General features: G+C 43.6%; 23 protein-coding genes. 2 read left to right on the plus strand and 21 right to left on the minus strand.

The window, feature by feature from the left end; translation table 11 throughout:
• Positions 1-8: 8 nt before the first annotated feature.
• The 16 genes from ASG93_RS07385 to ASG93_RS07460 all read right to left on the minus strand — a co-directional run bounded on the left by ASG93_RS07385 (position 9) and on the right by ASG93_RS07460 (position 15,023).
• Positions 9-1,766 (minus strand): glycoside hydrolase family 2 protein, encoded by a 1,758-nt coding sequence (locus tag ASG93_RS07385; protein ID WP_056830407.1) that lies wholly within the window; start codon positions 1,764-1,766, stop codon positions 9-11.
• A 176-nt stretch (positions 1,767-1,942) separates the two neighbouring features.
• Positions 1,943-2,221 (minus strand): hypothetical protein, encoded by a 279-nt coding sequence (locus ASG93_RS07390; protein WP_056830409.1) that lies wholly within the window; start codon positions 2,219-2,221, stop codon positions 1,943-1,945.
• Between the two features lie 82 nt (positions 2,222-2,303).
• Positions 2,304-2,537: a hypothetical protein gene (locus tag ASG93_RS07395; protein WP_056830411.1), complete on the minus strand. Its 234-nt coding sequence runs from the start codon at positions 2,535-2,537 to the stop codon at positions 2,304-2,306.
• Positions 2,538-2,542: 5 nt separating this feature from the next.
• The gene (locus ASG93_RS07400; RefSeq protein ID WP_056830414.1) at positions 2,543-3,742 is read right to left on the minus strand and encodes a Ger(x)C family spore germination protein; all 1,200 of its coding nucleotides are present in this window, start codon (positions 3,740-3,742) and stop codon (positions 2,543-2,545) included.
• Between the two features lie 18 nt (positions 3,743-3,760).
• Positions 3,761-5,329: a spore germination protein gene (locus ASG93_RS07405; protein WP_056830416.1), complete on the minus strand. Its 1,569-nt coding sequence runs from the start codon at positions 5,327-5,329 to the stop codon at positions 3,761-3,763.
• Between the two features lie 25 nt (positions 5,330-5,354).
• Positions 5,355-6,455, minus strand: coding sequence for a GerAB/ArcD/ProY family transporter (locus tag ASG93_RS07410; RefSeq protein ID WP_056830418.1), 1,101 nt, complete (start codon positions 6,453-6,455; stop codon positions 5,355-5,357).
• 338 nt (positions 6,456-6,793) lie between these two features.
• Complete coding sequence (locus ASG93_RS07415; protein WP_235550775.1) at positions 6,794-7,714, minus strand: MBL fold metallo-hydrolase; 921 nt, start codon at positions 7,712-7,714, stop codon at positions 6,794-6,796.
• Between the two features lie 24 nt (positions 7,715-7,738).
• Complete coding sequence (locus ASG93_RS07420) at positions 7,739-8,767, minus strand: ABC transporter substrate-binding protein (RefSeq protein WP_056830422.1); 1,029 nt, start codon at positions 8,765-8,767, stop codon at positions 7,739-7,741.
• 35 nt (positions 8,768-8,802) lie between these two features.
• Entirely contained in the window at positions 8,803-9,558 is a 756-nt protein-coding gene (locus ASG93_RS07425; RefSeq protein WP_063891801.1) for an ABC transporter permease, read from the minus strand.
• The gene (locus tag ASG93_RS07430; protein WP_056830423.1) at positions 9,491-10,330 is read right to left on the minus strand and encodes an ABC transporter ATP-binding protein; all 840 of its coding nucleotides are present in this window, start codon (positions 10,328-10,330) and stop codon (positions 9,491-9,493) included. The genes ASG93_RS07425 and ASG93_RS07430 overlap by 68 nt, the downstream gene beginning before the upstream one ends.
• 27 nt (positions 10,331-10,357) lie before the next feature.
• The gene (locus tag ASG93_RS07435) at positions 10,358-11,023 is read right to left on the minus strand and encodes a Crp/Fnr family transcriptional regulator (protein WP_056830426.1); all 666 of its coding nucleotides are present in this window, start codon (positions 11,021-11,023) and stop codon (positions 10,358-10,360) included.
• Positions 11,024-11,298: 275 nt separating this feature from the next.
• Positions 11,299-12,021 (minus strand): hypothetical protein, encoded by a 723-nt coding sequence (locus ASG93_RS07440; RefSeq protein WP_156410835.1) that lies wholly within the window; start codon positions 12,019-12,021, stop codon positions 11,299-11,301.
• A 92-nt stretch (positions 12,022-12,113) separates the two neighbouring features.
• Positions 12,114-13,130: a hypothetical protein gene (locus ASG93_RS07445; RefSeq protein WP_056830430.1), complete on the minus strand. Its 1,017-nt coding sequence runs from the start codon at positions 13,128-13,130 to the stop codon at positions 12,114-12,116.
• A gap of 179 nt (positions 13,131-13,309) precedes the next feature.
• On the minus strand, positions 13,310-13,753 hold the full coding sequence (locus tag ASG93_RS07450) for a DUF2798 domain-containing protein (RefSeq protein ID WP_056830432.1): 444 nt from the start codon (positions 13,751-13,753) through the stop codon (positions 13,310-13,312).
• Between the two features lie 214 nt (positions 13,754-13,967).
• On the minus strand, positions 13,968-14,753 hold the full coding sequence (locus ASG93_RS07455; RefSeq protein ID WP_056830434.1) for a DeoR/GlpR family DNA-binding transcription regulator: 786 nt from the start codon (positions 14,751-14,753) through the stop codon (positions 13,968-13,970).
• A 90-nt stretch (positions 14,754-14,843) separates the two neighbouring features.
• The gene (locus ASG93_RS07460) at positions 14,844-15,023 is read right to left on the minus strand and encodes a hypothetical protein (protein ID WP_056830436.1); all 180 of its coding nucleotides are present in this window, start codon (positions 15,021-15,023) and stop codon (positions 14,844-14,846) included.
• 199 nt (positions 15,024-15,222) lie between these two features.
• Here ASG93_RS07460 and ASG93_RS07465 point away from each other — a divergent pair, with 199 nt between their 5' ends.
• Positions 15,223-16,017 carry an HAD family hydrolase gene (locus ASG93_RS07465; RefSeq protein WP_056830438.1) on the plus strand — a complete coding sequence of 265 codons (795 nt, stop codon included), beginning with the start codon at positions 15,223-15,225 and terminating at the stop codon, positions 16,015-16,017.
• Between the two features lie 24 nt (positions 16,018-16,041).
• Here ASG93_RS07465 and ASG93_RS07470 read toward each other — a convergent pair whose 3' ends face one another.
• The 4 genes from ASG93_RS07470 to ASG93_RS07490 all read right to left on the minus strand — a co-directional run bounded on the left by ASG93_RS07470 (position 16,042) and on the right by ASG93_RS07490 (position 20,840).
• Positions 16,042-16,563: a hypothetical protein gene (locus tag ASG93_RS07470; protein ID WP_056830440.1), complete on the minus strand. Its 522-nt coding sequence runs from the start codon at positions 16,561-16,563 to the stop codon at positions 16,042-16,044.
• Positions 16,564-17,480: 917 nt separating this feature from the next.
• On the minus strand, positions 17,481-18,239 hold the full coding sequence (locus ASG93_RS07480) for a DUF975 family protein (protein WP_056830443.1): 759 nt from the start codon (positions 18,237-18,239) through the stop codon (positions 17,481-17,483).
• A gap of 31 nt (positions 18,240-18,270) precedes the next feature.
• Positions 18,271-19,845, minus strand: coding sequence for a phytoene desaturase family protein (locus ASG93_RS07485; protein ID WP_056830445.1), 1,575 nt, complete (start codon positions 19,843-19,845; stop codon positions 18,271-18,273).
• A gap of 221 nt (positions 19,846-20,066) precedes the next feature.
• Entirely contained in the window at positions 20,067-20,840 is a 774-nt protein-coding gene (locus tag ASG93_RS07490; RefSeq protein ID WP_056830447.1) for a phytanoyl-CoA dioxygenase family protein, read from the minus strand.
• Between the two features lie 140 nt (positions 20,841-20,980).
• On the opposite strand from ASG93_RS07490, the gene ASG93_RS07495 reads away from it, so the two are divergent.
• Positions 20,981-21,850 (plus strand): AraC family transcriptional regulator, encoded by an 870-nt coding sequence (locus ASG93_RS07495; protein WP_056830449.1) that lies wholly within the window; start codon positions 20,981-20,983, stop codon positions 21,848-21,850.
• A 157-nt stretch (positions 21,851-22,007) separates the two neighbouring features.
• Here ASG93_RS07495 and ASG93_RS07500 read toward each other — a convergent pair whose 3' ends face one another.
• Entirely contained in the window at positions 22,008-26,483 is a 4,476-nt protein-coding gene (locus ASG93_RS07500) for a LamG-like jellyroll fold domain-containing protein (protein ID WP_056830451.1), read from the minus strand.
• Between the last annotated feature and the right edge of the window lie 165 nt (positions 26,484-26,648).

Here is a 26,648-nt window from a genome sequence, read left to right on the forward strand (position 1 = left end):
TAAGTCATTTATTTACGATCATTAATCGCTTTAATCACTTCAACAGGGATTTTCGGCTTTCGATCATACGTGAGTAAGCCGTTGATTTCCTGTTCAACGTCCGTTAATTGCGTGTAGCAGTAACCTTGAACTACGCCTGAGTTCAGAAGTGGACACATGACGGCCCGCAGCTTTTGCTCATAATCTTCGTCACTATTCGCCCCGGAATATCCCCATCCTTCCCACTCGCTTTTCTTGTACGCAATACCGCCAAATTCGGTAACCAGAATCGGTTGACCTTCATAAGGGAAGCCTTCTACAAATAATCGGCGATTCGCCGGCATCGCATGAACGGCTTTATCGCTAGAACTGTAGCGCTCGCTCAGCACACCTTCACGCCACTCATAGTCATGAATAGTGAACAGATCCGTTTTCACTAGCTCCCACCCATCGTTAGACACAACCGGACGCATCGGATCAAGCGATTTGGTCAAATGATACATGGTAAGCGCATGCTGCTGCTGTGATTTATCGATTTGAATATTAGGCACTCCCCAGCTCTCATTCAGGGGAACCCAAGCAATAACGGAAGGATGATTATAATCACGCTCGATAGAAGCAATCCATTCATTCGTGAATCGACTAACATACTTCTCTGTATATTCATACGCATTAGCCGCCTCACTCCAGACGACCAATCCGAGCTTATCGCACCAGTACAGAAATCTTGGATCCTCCAGCTTTTGATGTTTCCGCGCGCCATTAAAGCCCATAGCCTTCGTTAGCTCAACATCTTGCTTGATCGCTTCATCACTTGGCGGCGTCAAGTTCCCATCGGGGAAATAACCTTGATCCAGCACCATTTTCAAGAAATAAGGCCGATTATTCAAGCATAGTTTGCCATCCTCGATGGATACTTTACGCATCCCAAAATAACTCGTAACCTCATCAACAACTTGATTATCAATAAGCAGTGTGAACGTGACATCGTATAAGTTCGGATGTTCCGGCGTCCACCAGGAGCCTAGGCCATGATCGTTGAAATCCTTCAGACCGATCTTTCTCGTCCCGGAGCCACTCCGAATCCAATAGGTATCTTCCGAAACGAGTTTACCCTTAAACGAAATCTCAACCTTTAGCTGCTGCTTGCCCTGTATATCGGTACCTTGAATAAAAAATTGGAATTCTACTTGTTTGGCATCAATATCCGGTGTAATTTTCACTTTATCCAAATAAACCTCGGCAGATACCGCTTCTAGCCATACCGTTTGCCAGATCCCAGTCGTTCTTGTATAGAAAATACTGGCTGATTCCGCAAGCCAATATTGCTTACCTCTCGGAAGTGTAACATCTCTGCTATAATCAACCGCTTTAACAACCAGCTTGTTTATCCCCTCTTGAAGAGCATCCGTGATGTCTGCATGGAAAGGGGTATGCCCGCCTTCGTGCTTAGCAATCAGCACCCCATTTACCCAAACCGAGGCTTCGTAATCTACCGCTCCAAAGTGAAGCAGAATCCGCTTATTCTGGAAAGCTTCGGGTAAAGCTAGATCTCGGCGGTACCATACAACATCGTGAAACTCATTGCTCCCAATGCCGCTCAATTTACTTTGAAACGCGAATGGCACTTGAATTGTCTTAGATAGAGCCCTATTCCCCAGATGCCATTTCTCTTTACTACCTACTTGCTCATCATCATATTCAAATTCCCATTCGCCATTCAGGTTCATCCAGCTATTTCGTACAAATTGTGGCCTTGGGTACTCTGCTCGGGGTTGGTTGGTCATAGGTAATAGATGCCTCCATAATGTTAATTTAAAAGTTAACTAAATAACATGAATAACTCTTAGATTATTATCATATCAAGCTCCCATTATGTCAATATGCGTTATTTAATTAACTTTTAAGTAACACAAAAAGAACACCTCATCTCAGAGGTGTCCATTTCCTTTTTACTACATCGTTAATCGATGTATCCGGCAAATCCCTTTTTCATTAAATAGTCCATCTCAGCTTCCAAAATGGTATCTACCGCGAGTTCTGTCAATTTCACATCGGGTCTGCCCAAAATATGATCGATCAGTTCATCGCTGTCAATATCAACTTCCCCTTTGGCATTTTCTTCTGCTTTGACAATAAAATCCTTCTCATACTTCAATACCAACTGAATTTGCTTAGGATCAGCCTTCGTTTTCTCTACGATGAATTGTAAAAGCTCTTGTTCATTTAATTGTTCAGTCAAGTGATGTCATCTCCTATTGGTTGTTTATGACTATTGTAGCATAGTTGTCCATGTTTAAATTATACTCTCTTTCGAAAGACAGCTATTGTAAAAGCCCGAGTATGAATTTACTTAATGGTTGAAATACAAATGTGATGAAATCTAATGGGTTTGGTATATTCATGCGTTGACTTTGGGCAATGCTCAATATTGTACCAAGGAGTAATAAGAAACAAAAAACAACAAAATCTTTATATTTCTTTTTCTTCACAAGCGATGGAATTTCTATCGCCCCGATAGCAGCAGATGCTAAAAGTAACCCAGCAATACTCCACATTTCGTTCATTCCTTTATTTTTTGTTTGAGGGAATCATTTACTGTGCCCAAACGGCGAATCTTCACGTCTGTATTCACATGTACAGGTAAATCAAGGAATTGTTCCTTCCAGTTGTCTTTATTTTCATTCCAATATTTAGGATCAGCACGGTAAATCGCTTCACCAAAGCCGAAAATATCCGCATCAAATTTTTTTGCCTTTTGAATAGCAGATTCGATAATGCTTTTCACTTCTATTTTCGTTGCTTTCTCAAGCTCCTCTATGCTTTGAGGATCAAGAAGATCGATCTTGCATTGGACTTCACTCACATTCTGCTCAAGAAAGACATCAATATCGATTTGCGGTTTACCGCTCTCCACTCTTCCTTTTATTCTTGTTTTAGTTCGCACCACTTCTACGGCTAAAATGCCGCCTGCTGGGCAATTCATATGCCCGATCGTGCTTTTAACGTTATCAATAATATAATTGTATCCTTTACTTTCTTTTTCATTAAACCAACCAATAAGTTTATCTTTTTTAAAAATGGCTAAACCCGAATATTGCAAGAATGCATGAGGGGCTGTTCGATTCAAATTACTCTTTTTAGAACCTTTACTCGGATCCCCCTTGATTTGCATGCCTGTTAATACAGGATCTTTTCCCTCTGTTTGCAGATCGGAAATTAACTTATCTAATTTCACTTTTACCGTAGGCGCCCAAACCTTTTCGGACATCTCTAACGTACTAAACAATTTATTTGAGGGGATTTTCTCGATAGGCGTAAGCATATTTAATACATTCTCAGCCGTTGTTCCTTTGGCTACGATGATGTAGAAATCAGATCGCATTTCATGATTTCTTGAAATACCATCTAGAATCGGTGTAATCCCTTCTCTAGCCAATACTTCGCTGATCACAAGAATCCGAAGATGGGAAGAATACACCTTTCTTGGACTTTGTGTAGTAATTTTTCTTATAGCTTCAAAAATGGTTTGGGATGAAGCTTTAAAGGTACTTACCGGTGTAGTCAGTCCAGTCCCGCCCCTTTTTGAAGCTACTTCACTAGGATTAACAATTTGAATCGTCACCTGCACTTGATCATCTTTTTTATCGAAACCCATACCAACCGATATGGCCAGATCATTAAGCTCGCGCCGACTCCAACATCCCGTAAGTAGCCCAATCATGATGAGCAAGGCAACGAACACCCTTACATATTTTCGCATAACCGATAACTCCTTTATCTAGGACCCTGTTTCAGGCTTATTCGAAGGAGCATTGTTCTCTCGAATGTTATTTTTTTGACTGATTAATCGAGGCCTTGCAAATAATGCCCATTGCGGTAAACGAAAAATGGTATCTTTCTGATCCTCTAAGATAAAAGGCGCCATTGGAGACATATATGGGACGCCGAAGGATCTTAAACTACACAAATGAAGCACGATAGCGATAAGCCCCACAGTAACACCATACAAACCAAAAGAAGCCGCGATAAGCATTAATAGAAATCTCAGAATTCGAATTGTAATCCCCATATTGAATGATGGAATGACAAAATTGGCAATGGCCGTGATAGCCACTATAATAACCATCGCAGGAGATACCAAACCTGCTTCTACTGCGGCTTGACCGATGACTAGTGCCCCTACAATTGAAACAGCTTGTCCAACCGTCTTCGGCAACCTCACACCGGCTTCTCGAAGGATTTCGAAAGTGACTTCCATGACGACCGCTTCGATAAAAGCGGGGAAAGGGATCCCTTCTCTTTGAGCCGCTAAACTGATCAATAGAGAGGAGGGCAGCAGTTCTTGGTGAAAGGTGGTTACGGCTATGTATAAAGAGGGTGCCAACAAAGATATAAAAAAACATATGTAACGAAGAAAACGAAGAAGTGTTGCAAAATCTGCTCTTTGGTAATAATCCTCAGCAGATTGATAAAATTGAGTGAATAACGCAGGTGCCATAAGCACAAAGGGAGTGCCATCGACAAGAATAGCAATACGACCTTCCATTATGCCTGCGGCTATAACATCGGGTCGTTCCGTATTGTACAGAGTAGGGAATGGGGTGTATGTTTCGTCTTGGATCAACTCTTCAATATTGGCACTTTCAAAAATCGCATCAATATCGATGCGTCCAAGCCTAATTCTTGCTTCCGCCACCAACTTGTCATTCACAATGCCATTCATATACATGATGGCGACGTCCGTTTTCGTCACACGCCCGACTGTCATGGATTCCATCCATAAGTTGGGGTCTTTTATTTTACGTCTGATCAGCGCGGCGTTAGTGCTTATCAGCTCAGTAAACCCTTCCCGAGGTCCCCTTACGACCGATTGAGTTGTTGGTTCTTCAACGGAACGATGCTCACCGCCCTGTGTATTCGCCGCCAATCCCTGTACACAGCCATCCAGTAAAATAACCGTTAACCCCGATAAAATAGATTGATATAAGGTTTCAAAATCAGGAATTTCGCGAACTTGACCGAGTGTGCTCACTGAACTTCTTAAAGCATCTAGCGGGAACTCACATGAATCAACTTTTAGATTTTCGGTGAGCAGGCTTTGAATAGCGATTGGACTAATCAGTCCATTCATGTAAATGACTCCAATTTGTATCGAATCTGTATCATTAAGTTGGATTGTCTGCGTAATGAGATCACTGCTATTTCCAAAGGCTTTCTTGACTTTATCGAAGTTAAGATCCAGGGACTCCTCGAGTGATTCCTTTGAAATTGAGAAATCACTCTGATTGATCCTAGCATCAGTTGAGTTGTTATAATTATTCTTAAGAATTTTTTTGATGAACTCCATGATATCGCCACCTATTCAAGTGTTCTTAGTTCTTTGTTATGGATTTTCTAATCGCGGAACCCCCTAGTAGGAGAACTGGGTACAGGAGCCCCATGGTTAAAGCGTAGGGTACCCAAGTTTTGGTATCAAATTCTGTCATATATGCAACATTGGGATATACCACAAGTGAATAAACAACCAGAATCATTCCTAAAGGTAAAACGAGCGGGCGATAATCTACAACATTCAAAAATTGCGCTAGCCCTATAACGAAACTATAAAAATAAATGGTTGTCTTATAGTAAACAGTTAGAAACCAAATGCCCGCTATAAGGATTTCAACACGTTCCAAAAAGTTACCAATGCTGATCTGTTTGGCCAAAGCATAGCTTGGATACATATGTCTTTCTGTCACTTGAACTCCCAATACCGATATGCATAAAAAGGTGATAATGACGAAAAACAATCCACCTATTAAGGTAGCAATCAGAAAAGCTTTTTTTGCTTTACGAAATTGATTGACATGAACAGGAAACACCATGAATAGGACAATAAAAGGAAATGCAGCAGTACCCGCCACCGATAAGGCTCCTTTTATCAGGGGTTTTACTCCAGTTGCGAACATTGGCTGCAGCTTTTCAATTCGAACCTCCGGTAAAAGACAAAGGACCAAAATAATAAATAGCATAATGATCCACGGAAAAAAAATCTCTGCAGCACGAATTAAGGTTTCAAGTCCAAGTCGCACCCCCATCACAACAACGAGGGCGAATATAATATTGATAGCTTGAATAGGTGTCTCAGGCATCACTTGCGTATTAATAAAATTTCCTAGATCGAACAAAACTGTAGTTGCTCCGACAAAAGAAAATAAAATAAAAAATAAAGAGAGTAGTTTTCCCAGCCATTTACCAAACACTTTTTCATTATATTGAACTAACGTCATGTTGGGAAAACAATTACTAACCTTGTTGTATAAGCATACGACTAACAAATTTAGGATAACTCCAATTATAGCTGCGAGCCAGGCATCTTGTTTAGCATCAGCAGCAAGCCCCGACGGAATAACCAAGATTGTAGTCCCAATCGTATATATAATCACAAGTACAACAAATTGGCGCACGGATATTTTAACGTCTTTCAACATAATTCCCTCACCTAGTGATTCCATTTTAATGATACTATTCCCATTTTCCTATAAAACATTAGCAAGATATGGATTTTCTAATTGTTTCACATGAAAGAGAAACCAAATCACAAGCTCAGAAAGTACATACGACGCGACCGGCATTTGATCAAAAGTCGCAATCCACGCAGCAGGACTGGACAGAGAGAAGCATAAAAGCACGATGGATCAGGATATCTTATCCTGGTGCATTGTGCTTTTTTGTAACTGTGCGTCCCACCGAATGCAGCGGCTGAGACGATGAAATTCATCGCTAAAGTGTCGTCCCGAGCCAATACTCGAGGCGGCTTTCCATATAACTATGAAAGATCAAATGCCATCAAATCTCTAGCCATCGTGATTCTACCCGAGTAGATATCTCGCATGCCTTCCGTATAATCGGCCTCAGCCTCCTCATTAGCTGCTGGCGCAGGGATATGGTGGGTGAGCACCAGATGGACAACCCCAGCTGCTCGGGCGATTTCGGCAACTTCCAGCGTAGTTGAATGATATTTCGCAGGATTGGATAAGCCAATCTTCTGCTCGGGGAATTTGGCAATAAGCGCGTCAAGCCACGTTTTATTGTAAGATTCATGCACAAGTAAATCGACACCTTGACTATGTTTGACCATATTTTCAACAGGGATCGTATCCCCCGAAATGACAACCGATTTACCGTTGTAATCGATTTTATATGCAATAGCTGGATAAACAGGTTTATGATCCACTTCGAAAGCGGTGATTTTAACACCACCCTGGTCGTAAACAACACCTTCGTTGCTTTCAAAATAGTGAATGTCCGCCCCTGCCCCGGCTGAGAAATTAACATTCACCCGAAGATTCACGTCGAAATCGAAAGACTCTCTCATTTTACTAATAATCGCTTTCGTCGTCGTTGGCCCGTATACGTTCATGGGACCTTTTCGCCCCTCAAATACCCGATCCGCGATCACATGTGTACGCCAGCTCGTAATGAAAACATCGAAAAATCCGGAATTATGATCACTATGATGATGAGTGAAAAAGACATTCGAAATCCGCTGCGGCATGATCCCCGCCTTAATCAGCTGATCAACGGTCGCGCCACCGCAATCGAACAGAAAGGTTTTATCCCCTGCGAGAATGGCGACGCCTGCTTTGGCTCTTCCATAAAAGGCCCTCGGTGTACCTGTGCCTAGTATCACTACTTTGATATGCTCATGGAAATCCGGCAATAGGTTTTCCTGCGGTTGTATGTGCAAATGAATAACCTCCTAAGTAAACTACTATTTTTCTTTTTTCACTTCATTCAAAAGCGTTAAATCGAGAAATTTGCTGAAGTCCAGCTCTTCCGCTTTCACTTTTAAATATCCAGCATCAAAAGAGGCTTTTACCTGCTCGTTAATATCCTCTAAGGAGATATCTTCCGTTAGTTTCAAATGATCGATGGCCGCTTTAATGAGCGCAGGATCCATCCCTTTGCCAGTTAACTGCTTCAATTCATCGCTAATCAGGCCATAGGCTTTGCTCGGGTTTTGCTGAATGAATTCGATACCTTGTTTGTTGGCTTTCACGGCTTTTTTGGCCAAATCACGGTGTTCTTTGAGAAATTTATCACTCGCTACGAGAATCGTTAACGGATAATCCCCGTCTTTTGGAGGAATTTTATTCCAATCGACTAGAATTGTTCCTGAACCTTCTTGAATGATTTGTGTCCCCCAAGGTTCTGCTATTAAGGTGGCATCCACTTCTTTCTGCCTTATCGCAACCAAGGTATCTGCTGGAGCACGCGTAACAATTTGTACACCGGAAGTATCTGTGGATACTTTCAGTCCTTCCTGTTTCAGCAGCAAGCGAAGAGACAGATCCGGCGTGCCTCCTTTGGCAGCAACGGCTACAGTTTTACCTGCCAGGTCCTTAACCGATTGGATGCCAGCATCTTTGCGAGCCACCAATACCGCTCCACCGTTATTCGCGCCAGCGATCACCTTGATATTTTTACTTTTCAAATATTGATTGATGACCGGTCCCGGGCCTACATAACCGAGATCAATCTGATCGGTCGCAATCGCCGTTGCGAAGTCCGCTCCGTTGTCAAAAGCCGTGACTTCAATCTTGGCATTTTCGCCAAAGCCTTGCTGGAAGTAATTATTTTGCAGTGCTACAAATCCCGGAGCGTGTGTCACATTTTTCAAAATACCAATTTTCACCGTTGTGCTGGCAGCACTTGAAGCTGTTTCTTTACTCTGTCCGCAAGCTGATAATAGCAGTGACCCTGTTACTACCAAACTGATGACCCAACCAAATTTTTTCAAAATAATTCCCCCTTATTTGTTCTATGAAACGCCGATTATTTCTTAAGTTGAAAGCGAAGTACGATTTTATCCTCCAGCTGTTTGAAACAAAAATGATCCGAAATCGTACCAATAACGGCGATAATGATGACCACGCACAGAATGGATGCCGTATCCCCAAGACCGCGTCCATCCTGCAGCATTTGCCCGAGACCGACTCCCTTGGCAATAAGCTCCCCTGCTACAAGTGCCCGCCAAGCAAAGGCCCAGGCCACTCGGATCCCTGTGATCCAATGGGGAAATGCCGCCGGCAGCTGTACTTGAAAGAACAATCGGTAACCGCTGCCTGTTCCAAGCATTTGCGCAGCTCTCAGATGAATCGGTGAAATATTCAAAATTCCCGTCCTGCTCGCCATCGACATCGTCCAAGTCGCACCTATCGTTGTAATGAAGATGACGGAAGTGTCATTAAGTCCAAACCAAATAATCGCGAATGGAAGCCACGCTATACTCGGAACGGTCTGAAGGGCAACAACTACAAATCCAAAGGTTTCATCCAAATACTGATAACGGGCAAATAAATAGCCCAAAATCGTCCCAAGCCCTATTGAAATAGCGAATGAAATGAGTAAGCGACGTAGACTAGCTGCAATCGCGTTAAGGAGATGCCCCTGCGTAAAGCCATCATAGAAGGCTTGAAAGGTTTGGAGAGGTGAAGGAAACTTCCACCCCCACTGAAAAACCCTAAATCCCAACTCCCATATGATCAGCAGAAGAATTAGAAATAAGGTTCTTCTTAAGGCTGTATTCATGGCCGAGCTCCTCTCTGACTACCTTCTCAAGCTCATCCGTTAGAGCTTCCATAATTTTATTCTCCAAGGAGTGGATGAGCGGATCACTACTTTGATGAGGTCTCGCTGCTTGCACAGCAAATTCCTTCTTGACCCTGCCTGGCTGCGTCGCCATGACGATAACCCGATCTGACAAAATAACGGCTTCGCGAATGTTATGTGTAATAAACAAAATTGTTTTACCTGTTTGAAGCCAAATCTCTTCCAAATCCTTCAGTAAAATAAACCGCGTTTGTTCATCCAAGGCTGCAAAAGGTTCATCCATCAATAGGATGTCGGGAGCCATAACGAGCGCCCTGGCAATGGCTACTCTTTGTTTCATTCCCCCGGATAGCTCGTGCGGATAACGATCGACAAACTTGCTCAAATGAACGGCTTTAATCTGCTCAAAAGCGAGAGCATAGCGTTCCTTCTTCGACAACCCCTTTTGCTTCAGACCAAAGGCGACATTATCGAGAACCGTAAGCCATGGAAACAAGCCGTGCTCTTGGAAAACAACAATCCGACCAGCCCCCGGAGCCGTAACCTTTTGCCCACCAACGGTAATGGTTCCGCTGCTCGCTTTTTCAAACCCTGCTATCAGATTCAAAAGCGTTGACTTCCCACAGCCTGAAGGTCCTACAATGGAGACGAATTCCCCTTTCTTAATCGTGAGCGAAACTTGCTCCAACGCTGTGTAGGTAGTGCCTTTCCGCTGCGAAAAGGATTTATTCACATTGTTTATTGCAATCATTGAATCACCCCTCCAGGCCTTTCCCCGTCATATGTCTGTGAAAAATTGGTTCGGATGAAAAATAACGATCTTCTTTTTGGCATAGTCGATTAGCCCCTTATCGCGCCATTTATTGAGTATTTCTGTGACAGTTTGTCTGCTGCAGCCAATGACATAAGAGATTTCTTCATGACTGAGCGGCACCTGAACCTCAAGTTTTACATCCGTCGGTTTGCCCAGCTGCATGAGGAACCAGGCTAGCCTCCAAGCAACGGGACGGGAAATGAGCGTTTCAACCATCTTCTGTGTTTGCAGCAGTCTTCGAGCTCCGAGGACGGCAACAGAATAAGAAAACTCGGCATTTTCCTTGGCCAATTCGAGAAATTTCCGCCCGTCTAGCGTAATGATCTGGCTGTCTACCAAACACTTGGCATAACGTTTCCGAGGAATGTTCGTCAAAATTTCCGCATTTCCGAATATTTCCCCTTCATAGCGTAGAAATAAGGTAATCCCTTGCCCCTCTTCAGAGGATTGGGAAATCTTAATTAATCCCGAGTCGACATAATAAGCTCCGCTTGGTTGATCATTCTCCTGAAAAACAAACTCATTTTTCCTGTAGGTTTGGATAGTCCCATGTTTACGAAATGCCTCAATCATGATTTCCTTGGTAGGGTCCTGCTCCTGAAGATCGCCAAGTTCATTGAATTCATCCATATGTGAAAACCCCTTTGCCAAGTTCCTATGATACTATATTTTAATGTTGAGTATTCCGATGTGTTATTGTCATATTACCACAAGATACCGAGTTAGAATGTCGGATTCCCGACAAATACATAAATTTCTTAGGCTATGCACGTCTAAACACAAAAAGAGACCCACAGCAACGGGCCGTGGGTCTTAAGGTATATATATTTTAAAGGGGGTCGAATTTTATTATAAGCCTGTTTCATTAAGCCCAGATGAATAACACATTTCTTTTTGATTACAAATTATACTTTTATGATAAAAGGGGCTATGAACACTTCATTATGATGCTGAAATTGGCCCCAGATTTTGTAGATGCCGCTTTTGGGAAAGTGAATGGTGAAAGCTGCATCAGGTCCGGAAGTATTCGAATCATTCGGATGCACATGGACGAACTCCTTGGCATCTGAACTTATAGCCACTACATGACCTAGACTGCCTAGATATGGCTGCAAATCAGTTATAGGCTTCTTCGTTTCAGCATTTCTAATGGTAAAGTTCATTTTTAAATCCATACCCGCCATCAAATGGTCAAAGGAAAGCGTTACTTCTTTGTCGCCGACTCTTTTCGTAAGATTCGTATCAGGAAGAAGTTTTTCTTCTTTCTTTTGCTGGCCGTTAATCGTTACCCAGTGGGTTTGTATCGTCTCACCCATGCCTTGCGGCGTGAAGTCGGCGATCAGCTGGTAGTGGCCACCTGCCGGGAACTTTGTCTTGATGTCAAATCGACCTCCACCGACATATTCGGGATGAAGATGGTCAAAATAGGTAAGATCCTTACTGACAACGATCAAGTGCAGCAGCTTTTCATGCATGATATCGAATTTATCAATCGGTTTATTCCATTTATTTTGGATGAGAATCGTCACAGATGCATCCTCATTAGGCATATATTGCTTTGACGCCACTGAAAAATGAGCAATCGCGTCATTTTGGTGGACATGTGTTGAAGGAGATGTAGTGGTCATCGGCATCCCCATCATGTCATGTTTTGTGAGCTGCGTATCGCAAGCGGTTAAAAGGAATGTTATAGCTATAAGGACAATTACCGTTGTTTTCATCAGCTTTTTCTATGTACAATTGGAGCGGCGAGAATGCTTAACCCCAGTGAACAGAGCCCACAGATGAACATCGTTCCTCCCCAAAGCTCAGGCGCCCAATCCAATGTATGATAAATACTCAAATCTGCAAAATATAAGCCCCAGATTAAAACAGGAATAACAAAGAAAACAACCTTATAACGCCAATCGCTCGCTTCCCTCTGTTTAATGGACCTAAACATCAAATCAGCAGCAATCCCGCTAATTAATAGAATTACAATAGATCCGTAATGAGAAAAGCCATCAAGTATCGCCATAAGCACCGCTTCGAAAACAAAGAAATAAGTGACGGTACCGAATGGGAGCATCCATCTCCTTATCACCAGCATGACAGGTAAAATTAATAATAGGGTTGTAACCAGGAAATCCACGACAGCTCTTGCGACCGCATCTTCTTCCCTTGCCATCCATAGACTTTGACGGAATGACCAAGCATACATGAGAAAGAAGGCCATGACAGCAAAGGTTAATGCAATCGAGGTCAAAGCAGGTAGCAATTGGCGAAAGGTAGGTGAGACCTCATCTTTAGCGTGACTAATCGCACGGTACGGACTGGTTAGGATCATAAGTGCACCTGTCAATAAGATCAAATGTGTTGGGCTCAGCAATGCTTCGATATTCTTCTCAATTCCAAACACCGTATGCCAATACATATCACCAAGGCCGCCTAAGAAAAAGATGATTACTCCTGCTACGCCAAGCTCGTAACCAGTCGGGATCGCCTGCACCCAAGTTGCATGATTAGCCTTAGATTTGTTCTGATAAGTCAGATAGAAAATCCAAACTGCGCAAGCCAGATACCCCGAATACAAAATGGCATGCCAAGGCGTAAAAAAGGTTTCAACGGCACCGTGGTTATGAGCAAAGCCGTCAATAAACAAACCAAAAATAAGCCAAATCCCCATCAACATCGTGATCGTATGCTTGAAATTACCGATGTTCGTTTTTGATTGCGGCACTGGTACCAGGACTGACAAACCCATCATCTCCTCAAATTTGTATTTATACCGATATTATATGTCATAGGCAATGACATAGACAGAATAATGGGAAATGACTTCATGCAAGGCAGGATCTACGGCATCATTTGAACGCGATTCACACAATTTCGCTGAATTTCAGCGTCTCAGCCGCTTCACTCGGTGGGACGAGCTGATCATGCAGGCTGTTGAACCATTAATTTACTAACAAGTTTGCCCACGAAATTTGGTAAAAAGAAGTTTAATATGAAAACAATGATGAACGCTATGCGCCATGAGCCCGTCCAATGACTCACGAAATATGGAACGATACCATTCATTGCAAAAGCCGTTAAAGCAAAGGAGAGGATAAATGTCATAATGAGCGATATTACAAAAATATAGACAATTCGAGCTTTTTTAAATCGATTCGCAAATTTATGGATCTGGGCAGGTAAGAAAAGGTTTAATCCGATTGCGATCACAAAAGCGACTCCCCAATCTCTCATCCAGTCATTAACAAAATGCGGAATAAAGCCACCTTCAAGTACATAAGTCATAATTCCAGACATAATAAACGTCATAATCATTGACATCAAGGATACAAAAGTAAGTTGACGATATTTAGGATTGATTCTCATAGTATAAAACTCCTTTGATAATTAGATTTATTTTTTCTTGATTATAAACTTAGTATAACTTCCGAATAAACGAAAATCAAGTGACAGTTTTCATTATCTGTCATTCATCTTTATAAATTCCCCACGACGAAGAAAATAAAGGCAGCAGCCGGAAGAAACAACACTTAATCAAAAAAAGAACCCGGCAAACTGCCAGATTCTTATCAACATATATTTATTGAGCTGCGATCCAGGTCACATCCTTTTTGACTAAATAATCTTCCCATTCTTTAGGCGCAGCGGCGTCACTCACTATAATGTCAATCTCTTTTAAGTCAGCAATTTTATAAAATTGCACGAGACCAATCTTCGATTTATCGGATAGAACAATGCTTTGCTTGGCATTTTTAATGAATTGCCTAGTCAATTGACCTTTCTCCTCATCGAAGCCCGTTATGCCTTTCTCTACCATCATGCCGTCAACAGAAAGGAAAGCTTTATCCGCATAAAAGTTTTCCACCATCTTCTCAGCCAGTGAACCGGTAACACGAGAATGCATGGAATTCACCTTGCCTCCGAGCAAATAGATGTCACCCGAGTACAGCTCTTTGTTTTTATAGTCGATCAATAGGTACAAAGCAGGAATCGAAATGGTTAGAACGGTAAGATTCTTTTTATTCAGTAAATAATCAATCATATGCAGCGTCGTTGTTCCGTCATCAATGAAGATGACATCGTTATCCTCAACAAGAGTGGCAGCAGCTCTACCAATCTTACGCTTCTCATCTGCGTGCAGAACTTCCCTTTTGAGATGAGACGGCTCATCACGGGATAAATGAATCTTGACCGCGCCGCCATATACCCGCTTAAGTTTATTTTCCTCTTCCAGCTCCTCCAGATAACGACGTATCGTCTCCGAAGAAACATTCAGATTATCGACCAAATCATTCGTTTTTACTTTGCCTTCCAGGTTCAACTGGTTAAGAATATAATCCTTCCGTTCTTCACCAATTAACGACATGTCGTGTAAGCCCCCAGTATTTGTGCAGCATTTAATGTAATTATATGTTCTTACTTAGGCATTTGCCAAGCAGCTGTTCTCTTTTTCACTTTATTCAAAATGAGCTCGTATACGATACGAACGATAATATTCGTTGACATCCTCATCCTCTTGCAGATACGCTCGTGCAGAATCATCAACATGCTCTGTCCACCATACTGACTGTGCTTCGGTCAAATTAATATCGCCTTCCGTCTTCATGTAGGTCTTAGGTTCATGGTTGGTTGGCATCTGGTATCACCTCATGTGGATTTGCTTGCGTCTTATTTATATCTTACACAGTTTTTGTAATTCCAAGGTTAAATCCATGTAAATTTGTGTTTTTTATTTGTTTTATTTTGTTTTAGTTGTGTGTTTACGTTTTTTTGGTTGACTTCCTTTTATTTATGGAGCAAATTATGTATAGGACATTGGGGAGGATTGTGGACAAATGAAACCTATCAAAGCGATTATTTTTGATTTAGACAATACGTTACTGTGGGATGAACAAAGTATTAATGAAGCATTTCAAGCAACATGCCGTGTGGCTTTCGAGTCCGTCAACGTGAATCCTACAGCACTTGAGGTTGCAGTACGCGAGGCATCTGAGCACCTATTTCGTACAATGGCTTGTTATGAATTTGCCAAAATGATTGAAGTTACCCACTTGGAAGCACTCTGGGGACGATTTGATTCGAAAGAGCATCCAACCTTTCTGGAGCTGGAACAGTTCGCCCCCATCTATCAGAAGGAATCTTGGACACAAGGCTTACATACTTTAGGAATCGATGATCCCCAATTAGGCAAAGTGCTTGCCGAGCGATTTGCTCGCGAGCGAAGAGAGCGTCCCTTGGTTTATGTGACAACTTTCGAGGTTTTGAATGCTTTGCATCACAATTATCAACTACTGCTAATGACGAACGGCGCTCCTGACTTGCAGCAGGAAAAAGTAGACAGCATTCCTGGTTTAGCGGCTTACTTTGATCATATTCTTATATCCGGCTCGTTCGGCAAAGGGAAACCTGATCCGACTATTTTTGAGCATGCTCTGAATCTGCTTGGTACCACTGTGGAAGAAACCATCATGGTTGGCGATAACTTAGATACAGATATTAAAGGGGCGTTAGCGGTTGGCATGCGGAACGTTTGGATCAATCATCATAACCGAACAGCGCCGACTCACAATCGCCCAAATTATGAGATCGCAACATTACCTGAATTGCTGGGTATTTTGAAAGTTGAGTAGTGTTAACAAAGGAATTTAAACAAGTTAACGTACGTTCCGATAACTGATTGGTTTAAGGTCGTGAGGCGGCTGACTCAGGAATTCCGTCTGCTGCAGGCGAAGTTTGTTTTTGGGGTTGTTTAGGTTAGTGAGTTTGGTTTGAGTTTGAGTTTGAGTTTGAGTTTGGTTTGGGGTTGGTTTGGGGTTGGTTTGAGTTTGAGTTTGGTTTGAGTTTGGTTTGAGTTTGGTTTGAGTTTGGTTTGGGGTTGGTTTGAGTTTGAGTTTGGTTTGAGTTTGGTTTGAGTTTGGTTTGAGTTTGGTTTGAGTTTGTTTTGGGGTTGGTTTGAGTTTGAGTTTGGTTTGAGTTTGGTTTGAGTTTGTTTTGGGGTTGGTTTGAGTTTGAGTTTGGTTTGAGTTTGGTTTGAGTTTGGTTTGAGTTTGTTTTGGGGTTGGTTTGAGTTTGAGTTTGAGTTTGGTTTGAGCTTGGTTTGAGCTTGTGAGTTTGTTAAGTATTAGAAGATAGTTATCCGAATAGTTTCTATTGCACAATATCCAATGGAATCTCATAAAGGAAGTGCTCATAGGCAATTCCATTGGATCAAATGCAATGATTATTCCGAAAATAGCTCATGAGTAGGGATTAGAAGAGAATTCCATTGCATAATATCCAATGGAATGATGCATTCACGAGTAACATGTTGAATTTCATTGGATTTACTCCAATGGATGTAATGCTATTAACCGCTCAAGCTCTGGCGCTGCTCTTTGGAACAACACTTTTTTCTATAGCAGGAATGTACTTTTGAGGCTCGCGCCACTTTCGCTCCATTCGGCCCCCCCGAGACGCCCTTTTCTTCCTTCTCAGGACGCAAAACGCTARCCCCCCTTCTCTCAGCAGCTGAGAGGTCCTTTTCAGACGTCTCGCGCCACTTTCGCTCCATTCGAGCCTCCGAGACGCCCTTTTCTTCCTTCTCAGGACGCAATACCCGCTAACCCCCCTTTCTCAGCAGCTGAGAGGTCCTTTTCAGAYGTCTCGCGCCACTTTCGCTCCATTCGAGCCTCCGTGACGCCCTTTTCTTCCTTCTCAGGACGCAAAACCCGCTAACCCCCCTTTCTCAGCAGCTGAGAGGTCCTTTTCAGATGTCTCGCGCCACTTTCGCTCCATTCGAGCCTCCGAGACGCCTTTTTTCTCTCCTCAGGATTCAACATGCTACTTTACTTCGCATATCTGAAAGTGCATTTTTGACCTCTCACTTCTCTTCAGCACCATTCCCATACTTTAGTGATGAATTTCATCGCCTCAGCAGACATTACGGAGGTTCCGGACGTATCCTCCGATTTTAAGTGTGTTTTCTCTCTATCAAGTTACTTCCACGCGTTCCCCCACTTTAGCGATGAATACATCCGTCTCCGAGGCAGCCAAAAGAAAAGAGCCTATCGATTTCATCGATAGGCTCCTCTTGCTATCCCTTCACTAGCATCCATTATTTAACATAAGGCAAATTCAACTCCGCGCTGCTGCTTACCCCGTCATGTAACGCCTGCCTACGAAGGACCAAGTAAAGCTCCACTTTGGTTGAGTAATAGTAAGGCAGTACGAATAAAACGCCAATTCCTATTGCTATCGTTCCAAGAATAAACCAACCAATAAAGGAAAGATCCAACACGAACATTTTCCACTTCTGCCCGCGTGTCATTTGATTGCTTAGATCAACAGCTCTCTTCATCCCAATCCCAGGATTATCCGCCAAAATATAAGGCGTCATGCTGTACGCGTACGACTTCACGATACCTGGAATAATGAGCAGCAAAAACCATAAAAAATTAAGCAGGCCGCTCCAAAACATACCTTTAACAATTGCCAGGTAATTCCCTTTCGTAAACGCATATACGAGATAGTTCATGTTTACATCATCTTGTGCAGCCTGTTTAAAATATTGTTGTACGCTCACTGTTAGCGGAGCCACAACGAAGATATTAAAAGCTAACGCCACTAGTCCAATCACGGCTGCCAAGAAAGCAAAGATAAGGATAAAAGCAAGACCCGCCCCGTCGGAGACATCGCCCATTCCGCCGCTAAACCCAGGAAGACTCATCGAAGTACTTCCACCCGAATTAAATGAGCAGCTTGATACCCCGCCACTAACCACGGCTAATACCAAACTAACTAGAAATGCTTTCCAGTACGATGTTCGCAGAACGTTTTTTGCTTTGTTTTTTAACTCCCTACGCGTCCAATACACGTTATTTCCCCCTATACTTCGCCATTAATCTTTATTTCAGCAGCTTTTGGGCGACTATATAACCCGAGCCTCCATTGATCCCGTGTCCTGGCCAAGTTGCCGCACCCAACATATATACGTTTGGAATTTCTGTTTGATGACTCGGCTGCCCCGGCAGGGGACGAAACAGGTAGCTTTGCGCCAAATCATGGGCCCCGCCATACGGATCACCTGGACCAGAATTAGGATTGAATCTGGCAATCGTGTCTGGCGTAACAACGGCATGGCCAATAATGGCACTCGGGATATTAGGGATATGTTTGCCTACAATCGAAAGTACTCGCTCCGTGAAACGCTCTGTTAGTTGCGGTGTCCAGCTGCCATCACCTACATCGATAAGACCAGCGGCATCACCGCGAGGATGGCAAGGTACCTCGAGCACCTGAATACGCATGATAGCCTTTCCTTCCGGCGCGCGAGACGGATCCAGATTCGTAGAACAATCGACAGTGAAAGTTGGCTTGGCTGGAAGCAAATCCGCCATTCCCTGTGCAATGGCCTGTGTGAATCCATCAAGCCCATCCGTTAAATGCGGCTGACCGACCTTGGCAAAGCGAGCATCTGGCCATTGCGGCGGTTCATTCAGAGCGAGATGGATCTGTACACAGCCCCTGCCATAGCGGAACCGCTTTGCTTGTTCGCGCAGCGGAGAACTAATCTCAGCATCAGCCAAAAGTGAGAGATATAGTCGATCTGGACTTGTTGATGCAACGACTGCTTGCTTCGCCCGAAACTCCTCCCCCTTCGAGGTCCGCACTCCAACTGCACGTCCATTTTTCACTACAATTCGCTCCGCTTCCTGTTCCGTGAGGATGATACCACCTTGGTCCTGAATGAGCTTGGCAAGCGCTTGAGCAAGCTTTTCGCTTCCACCTTCGGGAATCGGCATTCCTCCTCCCATTAACGCCATGGCTGTGAGAGGCACCCAAATCCCGCTGCCAACTTCATCAGGCGTACGCCCAAGATGAGAAACCCACGGCGCCAACATAGCTCGAAGTACAGGTGATTGAAAGGAACTTACGGTATTACGTGCAGTCGAAAAGATAGATGCCGCAAATTCAGAGTATCCTCTACTTCCCTTATTACGTAAAAGTTTCTCGATGATCGTTGAGGCTTTGGAGCGCGATAGATCCAAATTAAATAAAGCAAAAACATCTGCTGCATAAGGATTAAATGCCTCGAACATGGCCGATAACGCAGCTCCATCTCCTGGGGCAAGACGTTCAGCTTCTGCAATTAACGCCTCGAACGATCGTGAGAATACAGCCGTTTGCCCGTCCTCCATGGAGACCCCAGTTGGCAGGTCCGTGTTTAAGTAGCGTAATCCGCGAGCCTCAAGAGCTGCGCCAAGATCGGCATAGGCAGGGCCTGTCAATAGAAGAGGGTGTGCCGCAGCATAGACATCATGCTTGAATCCCGGTAAAGTAAGCTCCTCCGTACGCAGGAAGCCGCCTGGACGATCATTTTTCTCCAGAACGAGTACGCTCTTCCCAGCGCGTGTTAAATAGGCAGCCGTGATTAATGCATTGTGGCCGCTCCCAATTAAGATGACATCAAACGTTTTCAACTCCCATTCCCTCCTCACAATGACTTCCATCATGGTTAATACTATCCTAATGGCTGTGAGAGGTTTGCCTCTTCTTGTCGACAGATCCAATCCTATTTAAATTCGTCATTTTAATAGGTTATAATAGATTTACCTTAAAATAAGAGGGACAGATATGGCCCTGTATGAATTTTGAATGAGAAAAAAAGAGACAACCCTAAGGCGCCTCCTACTTCCAACTATTAAATGATTTTATAATCAGGTTTCACCTTCGTGAAATTCGGATTCTTCCCGCTAACCATCAGACCCATTCCCCAGTCAAAATGCGTATTTTTAGTCGGAAAATCACTGGCATCGCGGTATTGGAACAGTACATTCCTTCTTGTTCTAGAGCTCTTATTCGACTCTGATCCGTGAATGGTCAAGTAATTGAAGAACAGAACATCACCCGCTTCAGCCACGCAAGGCGTCCCCTCTATAATCGGATATTCCTTATGATTCAAATAATAAGAGCCCACATGTGGCAAGGAGCCTGTGCGATGCGAACCAGGAATGACACGCAGGCAGCCGTTCTCCTCATCGGCATGATCCAGATGCACACTTGCAGCTAGCATGGTGTGTTTTTCGTGCGGAAAATAAGGGTAATCTTGGTGCATCGGGAAAGCAGCGCCATTCTCCGGCGGTTTAACGAGCATTTTGGAATGGTGCAGCTGCACGTTAGGACCAATAATCTGCGTCAGCACAGCAGCCATATTCGGATGAATCACGGCTCGCATAAATGCTGCATCGTGATAATGTACATCATGAAAGCCTTTTAAAACAAGCTTTCTCAGCTCTTCTGCCGGAAGAAAGTCACCTTGCCATTGTGAATTATAATCATTCTTTGATTGTGCAGCGCGGCTAATGATCCCCTCTACGCCTTGTCTCATTTCTTCAACTTCCTGTTGATTGAAAACTCCCTTAACGAGTAAATACCCATTTTCTTTATAAAAATCTACATCTTTTTGTTCGATCACAGGCCATTCCTCCATTTTCCGGTTGATATTTAATTGCTTTCTTATCTATAATTATAAGGAAATGATTGGCATTCTGTCTTTTTCTCCATCGGACATCTTTTTGCAGAATAAGGACAATTTATATATAAGGGATGAAGCCAATGTATCTATGTAAAGACACCGATTCCATGCTTAATGAAGTCCTGAACGTCGTTCATGGACCCGCCGCTTGCTTCAAAATTCAATATTGGGGAGTTAACCCATGCCTGTTTGACAATCAGCCCCATAAGCATTCTTTCTTTGAGATTTGTTATATCTTGGATGGCGAGGGTGAATATACGGAAAAAGGTGTTGTTTATCCACTCAGAAAAGGTACACACTTTTGTTCGAGACCGGGGATTAATCATCAAATTCGTACGAAAGAGGGCTTATTTATTGTTTATGTCGCATTCGAATTAGATGAAGCACAAAGCGATGATACGATGCGTGAAGCCTTCAGCGATCTAGCTGAGCATGCCGAGGTTTGCATTCATGAAGCCGATCATCACCCAACTGCCCACTTGTGGAAATCACTCTTGATTCAAGAAGGAAAGGGGAGCTTGCCGCCTGCTGCGATTCCCTCGCTTGCCTACGCACTTCTAGTATCCTTTCTTTCCTTATTCGGAAAAGACATGACTAAACCTTATTTTCACCGTAAAAATACACATATTCTACTGCAGCGCGCCAAGCTTTATATCCGCGATAACTTATCCCAGCCTCTTCATCTTGGACATGTCGCTAGCTATCTCAACGTCTCCGAACGTCATCTATCACGCTTATTTTCTGAGGGCATACATGAGACTTTTACCGACTTCATCCGAAGTGAACGCATACGCCAAGCGGCCCACCTGCTTCTGACAAGTGAGCTTTCCATTAAAGAAATCGCCGAAGTCACCGGCTTTTCTTCTGTTCATTATTTTTCTCGTACCTTTATGGAAGAGAAGAAGCTGCCGCCAGGCAAATTCCGACAGCAGGAGAAGAATCGTTTGTAAGCATTTAATCTTCACGAAGGGGCTCTTTTCGGGTCGTCAGCCTTGAAGTCTTCAACATCAAGGAAGCAGGCCGGACAGAAAAAGAGGCCATCCTATGCTAGCTGAATAGCTACATACGGGACAGCCTCTACGATATAATTTTCTTCTTATTGGTTATCTATTGAGCAAGGGTTGCAATCTCGCTGGACGTAAGAGCTCTGGCATAAATACGGAAGTCATCCACTCGTCCATTGAGATAGGGATCAGTCGAGAATTGGGAGTGTCCGATCCAGTTTTGCGTGGTGGCACCCATATCAGATGGTTTCAGGGTCATCGTGGTATTGCTCCCTACTTGAGCACCGTCAACGTAGAGGGTACCTGTTGCGCCATTTAATGTGACGGCTACGTGATGCCAACCTCCTGTTGGCAGCGCCGACTGCCCGTCAATGATTTGTTCACTCGAGTTATTGACCTTTATCGCAAAGCGGATTTTACCGTTTGCTCCGTTTTTCGGTGAGAGGAACATATAGGTAGAAGTTCCGGAACCGAAATCAAAAATACGCATCCAGTTACTCACTGCACTCAGGTTAACCCAAGCTGCAAACGTGGCCGTGTTAGCACTGGAAACGACACTACTAGGAAGAGATACATAGTCGTTTGTTCCGTCAAAACTCACTGCGTTGCCGCTTTTGCCGGCAGCCCATAATGGGCCGCCCACAAGAGTACCGTTCCAACCGCTGCCTGTGGCATCGGTTGCCGTTGTTCCGCTTGTCTCGTCAAATTTAAGCTGCGCTATTGGCAATGTTGCACTGGCTTCCGTAGAATTAGCACTTTCATGACCAGGATTAACAGCGCTCACGACGTAATAATACGCTGCACCGGCAGTCAGGCCTGTATCCGTATAGCCTGTTCCAATTACACCAGTGGCAATGGATGTATAGGGACCACCGCTAGCAGCAGCGCGCTTGACGTTATAGCTGGTGGCATCAGAAGAAGCCGTCCAGTTCAAATTGATTGTCAAACCACTTACCGACTTAGCTGATAAACCTGTTGGTACTGTCGGTACTGCTAATGTTTGCCCATTCATCACACTAGTCACTTCTGATGAACTTATAGCACGGTTATATATTCTGAAATCATCAACCTTCCCTTTTAAATATTTATCTCCTGTCCATTCAGACCTTCCTATAAAGTTTCCACTAGTAGTTGGCGCCAAATCAGAAGGTTTTGTCGTCATACCTGTATTTGTTGCTACCTGCACTCCGTCTATATATAGAATACCGGTGTTGCCGGATAAGGTAACTGCAATGTGCTTCCATGTGTTGGCCGTTAAATTGCTACCCTGTGAAATATTCTGTTCTGCCGTATATCCATTTGCGGTAATCGTAAATCTGCTTCCCTTAGGAATCATCATCATATATTTCGTTGGAGTCGAAGCGGCTGCCGGCCCGGCTGTGAATAAGCTAATAGCATCAGCAGTATTACTGCAATTCACCCAGGCGGAAACTGTCATATTGGTTAAATTATCTACAATATTACCAGGAAGCGCTACATAAGCCGCATCTGTATTAACTCCTCCAAAGTTAACGGCATTCCCATATTTGCCTAATGTCCAGGTTATATTGCTGCCGCCATTGATCGTACCGCTATTCCCATATCCGGATGAGTCTGCGGCTGTAGTCCCGCTTGTTTCGTCAAATTTATACCAAGCGATTAAACTGGCATCCGGCATACCATTTGAGGTTGTTGCTGAAGTAACAACGGCTATACCTGATTCTCCTACTGCATTGACTGCTGTTACCTTATAATAGTAGGTTGTATTCGCCTTTAATCCTGTGCTGTTAAACGTTGTTCCTGTAATCACATCACTGTTTACCTTTGTATAAATGGCATTAACTGCTGAAGAAGTGGACATGTATACATTATAGCCCGTTGCTCCTGTTACGGCTGACCAGCTTAGGTTTATAGAACTATAGTCTGTTGTTGTTGCCGTTACTCCTGTTGGCGCTGTCGGCACTGTTGCTAATGTTTGCCCATTCATCACACTGGTAACTTCAGACGCACCTATAGCGCGGTTATAGATTCTGAAATCATCAATCTTCCCTTTTAAATATTTATCTCCTGCCCATTCAGATTTCCCTATAAAGTTTCCGCTGGTGGTTGGCGCCAAATCGGAAGGCTTAAACGTCATACCCGTATTTTGTGCTACTTGTGCTCCGTCTATATATAGAGTGCCGGTACTGCCGGATAACGTTACGGCAATGTGCTTCCAGGTATTAGCCGTTAAATTGCCGCCTGGCGAGATATTCTGCTCTGCCGAAGATCCATTTGCGGTAATCGTAAATCGGCTTCCATTCAACAGCAGCATCATGTATTTCGTTGGAGTTGCGGCAGCTGCCGGCCCTGCAGTAAATAAGCTAATCGCATCAGCAGTATTACTGCTGTTTACCCAGGCAGAAATGGTCATACCGGTAAAATTATCTGCAATATTGCCTGGCAGCGCTACATAAGCGGCAGTGGTATTCGTTCCTCCAAAGGTAATGGCATTGCCATATTTACCTGTTGTCCACGTTGCATTAGTACCGCCATTAATCGTACCGCTATTCCCATATCCGGATGAGTCCGCAGCTGTAGTCCCGCTTGTTTCGTCAAATTTATACCAGGTATTTAAGCTAGTATCAGCAACTACTCTTACTGTGGCATTGTAAGTTTGTCCGTTATATGTGGCAGTAATCGTAGTTGTACCTACACTTATCCCAGTAACTACACCTGCTGCATTCACTGTTGCCACGGCTGTATTTGAGGAAGAATAACTGGCTTGACTGGTAAGATCCTGGCTGGTCCTGTCTGGATACATGATCGTTAATATCATATTATGCGCATCATTTACCATAAGGGTATAACTGCTTGCATCCAAAGCCGGCGTGCCCGTTCCTCCTGTTGTTGCCGATACGGCACCTGACGTCGATCCTCCGGCTGCACCTACCTGATAATAATAAATCGTATTCGGATTTAACCCTGTATCGCTATAAGATGCTGCTGTAATGGGCGCACTGTTAATCTTTGTAAAAGTGCCATTTGCGTCTGTGGATCTGTATATGTTATAGCCCAGCGCTCCCGTTACCGCCGTCCAGCTTAAGTTGATTGTACCCGCGCCTGCCGCCGTTGCTGTGAGCCCCGTGATTCCACCTAAATTATTCTGGTTGCTCAAGCCAACCGTCTTTGCTGCATCAGGTGTGTACAACAACATAGCCAGCGGATAATCTTTTCCTGCAACTTCCGGCATTCTCGTTTCATAGGCATAGGCCAAGTATTTATATTTTTCCTGGGTCATATCCCTTTGTTCGATATATTTATAATAGTTATATAAAACACTGTAGAAAGCATCGATCCTGCCCCTGCCGTCTGCGTTGATCTGGTCATAATGCGCAGCTCCGGTTGTGTATCCGTCTGAGTATGCAGGTGTCCATAAAACATCATAACCCAGATGATACTTTAGAATATATGTGGTGCCTGCCAACAATCGGTCATCTAGGAAGTTAAATACATTCACCGCATTTGCAGCCGTAGACATCGTTCCATTTACCGGGTCAACTTTAGTGCCTTGGGCATAGATCATTTGGGCCAATGTAGATAGTCCGGCGACATCGTCGTAAGAATGCCCCACATCGCGCCCCATTTCCATTTCCTGCACATGATAATCCGACGGAGCCAATGCTGCTCCTGTTATTTCATTTGTCGTCATCATACGCATCTCATATTGAATAGAACCATTTCTTCCTCCTGGCTGACCTGCGGAATTTACGGTCGTTGCTTCTACTGCTTCTGCATAAAGCTGCAAGTCATTGGTAAAGATGGCTCTTGCCATCGTTCCCCCAACCGTAAACTGATGCTGATTCATAAAAAAGGAATGAGCATTATAAGTAACGGTGCAAAGGTTCATCGCATTTGTAAGATTCTGCGTATCTGCAGCCGTCCATTTCAGACTCTGCGTTGGCGTATCGGAATAGCGTAAAATTTCTGCCGCTGCCGCCAACAAATAAGTCATAGTGGCAAAACGGAAACTCGTATGTGTAACAACAGACTGTATAGCAGAATAATCTCTTATGATCGTCATGGCATTGGAACGATACGTTTCATCGCCGGTAATATACCACATAACGGCCTGTTTGAAAGCGGTTTCGGAATCCGTGTTCGCCCGCGTCCCTACATAATCGCTGGGATCAGACCAATATACACCATTGGGGTCGGTAAACCCCCAAGGACCTTGAATGTGTATGAATATGTAACTTCCTTCATAATAGATTCTTGGAGCTTTACTGGATTGGGCGTCACTAGCATAAGCATTAAATGCAGTATTCCAAGGCTCGTCGCCTGCTCTTACATGATCACGCATATTGTCTAAAGCCGCCATTGACATTGCAATGCCCGGATGGTGGATGGTACCTGATATCGTGTTCCCATTAGAATCCGTATAGGACACATTGGCATCCGCATTTACTACCTGTGGTTTGTAAGTAGTAATCAGCGGTGAAATAGCCGCATTCGCTGTATCGCTGCCTACAAAACCGATAAAGCCTGTCATTGCCAACATAAGACAAAGAATACTGGTAATAATCCTTGGACAGCGATTGCTCTTCTTAAAGTGATTCATTTCATTTTCCTCCTTTTTTTCTTGAACATTCATAGATGCTGAAAGCTGCTTTCACCATGTTACGGGACCGATCGACGTTTCAAACCCGATGTCCCGATGATCACCTCCCTTATGCAGTCAACGATATTTAAAAAATCCCCCCTCATGCATTAGGTACGTTTATTT

Source organism: Paenibacillus sp. Soil787 (assembly GCF_001429545.1).
Taxonomy (GTDB): domain Bacteria; phylum Bacillota; class Bacilli; order Paenibacillales; family NBRC-103111; genus Paenibacillus_E.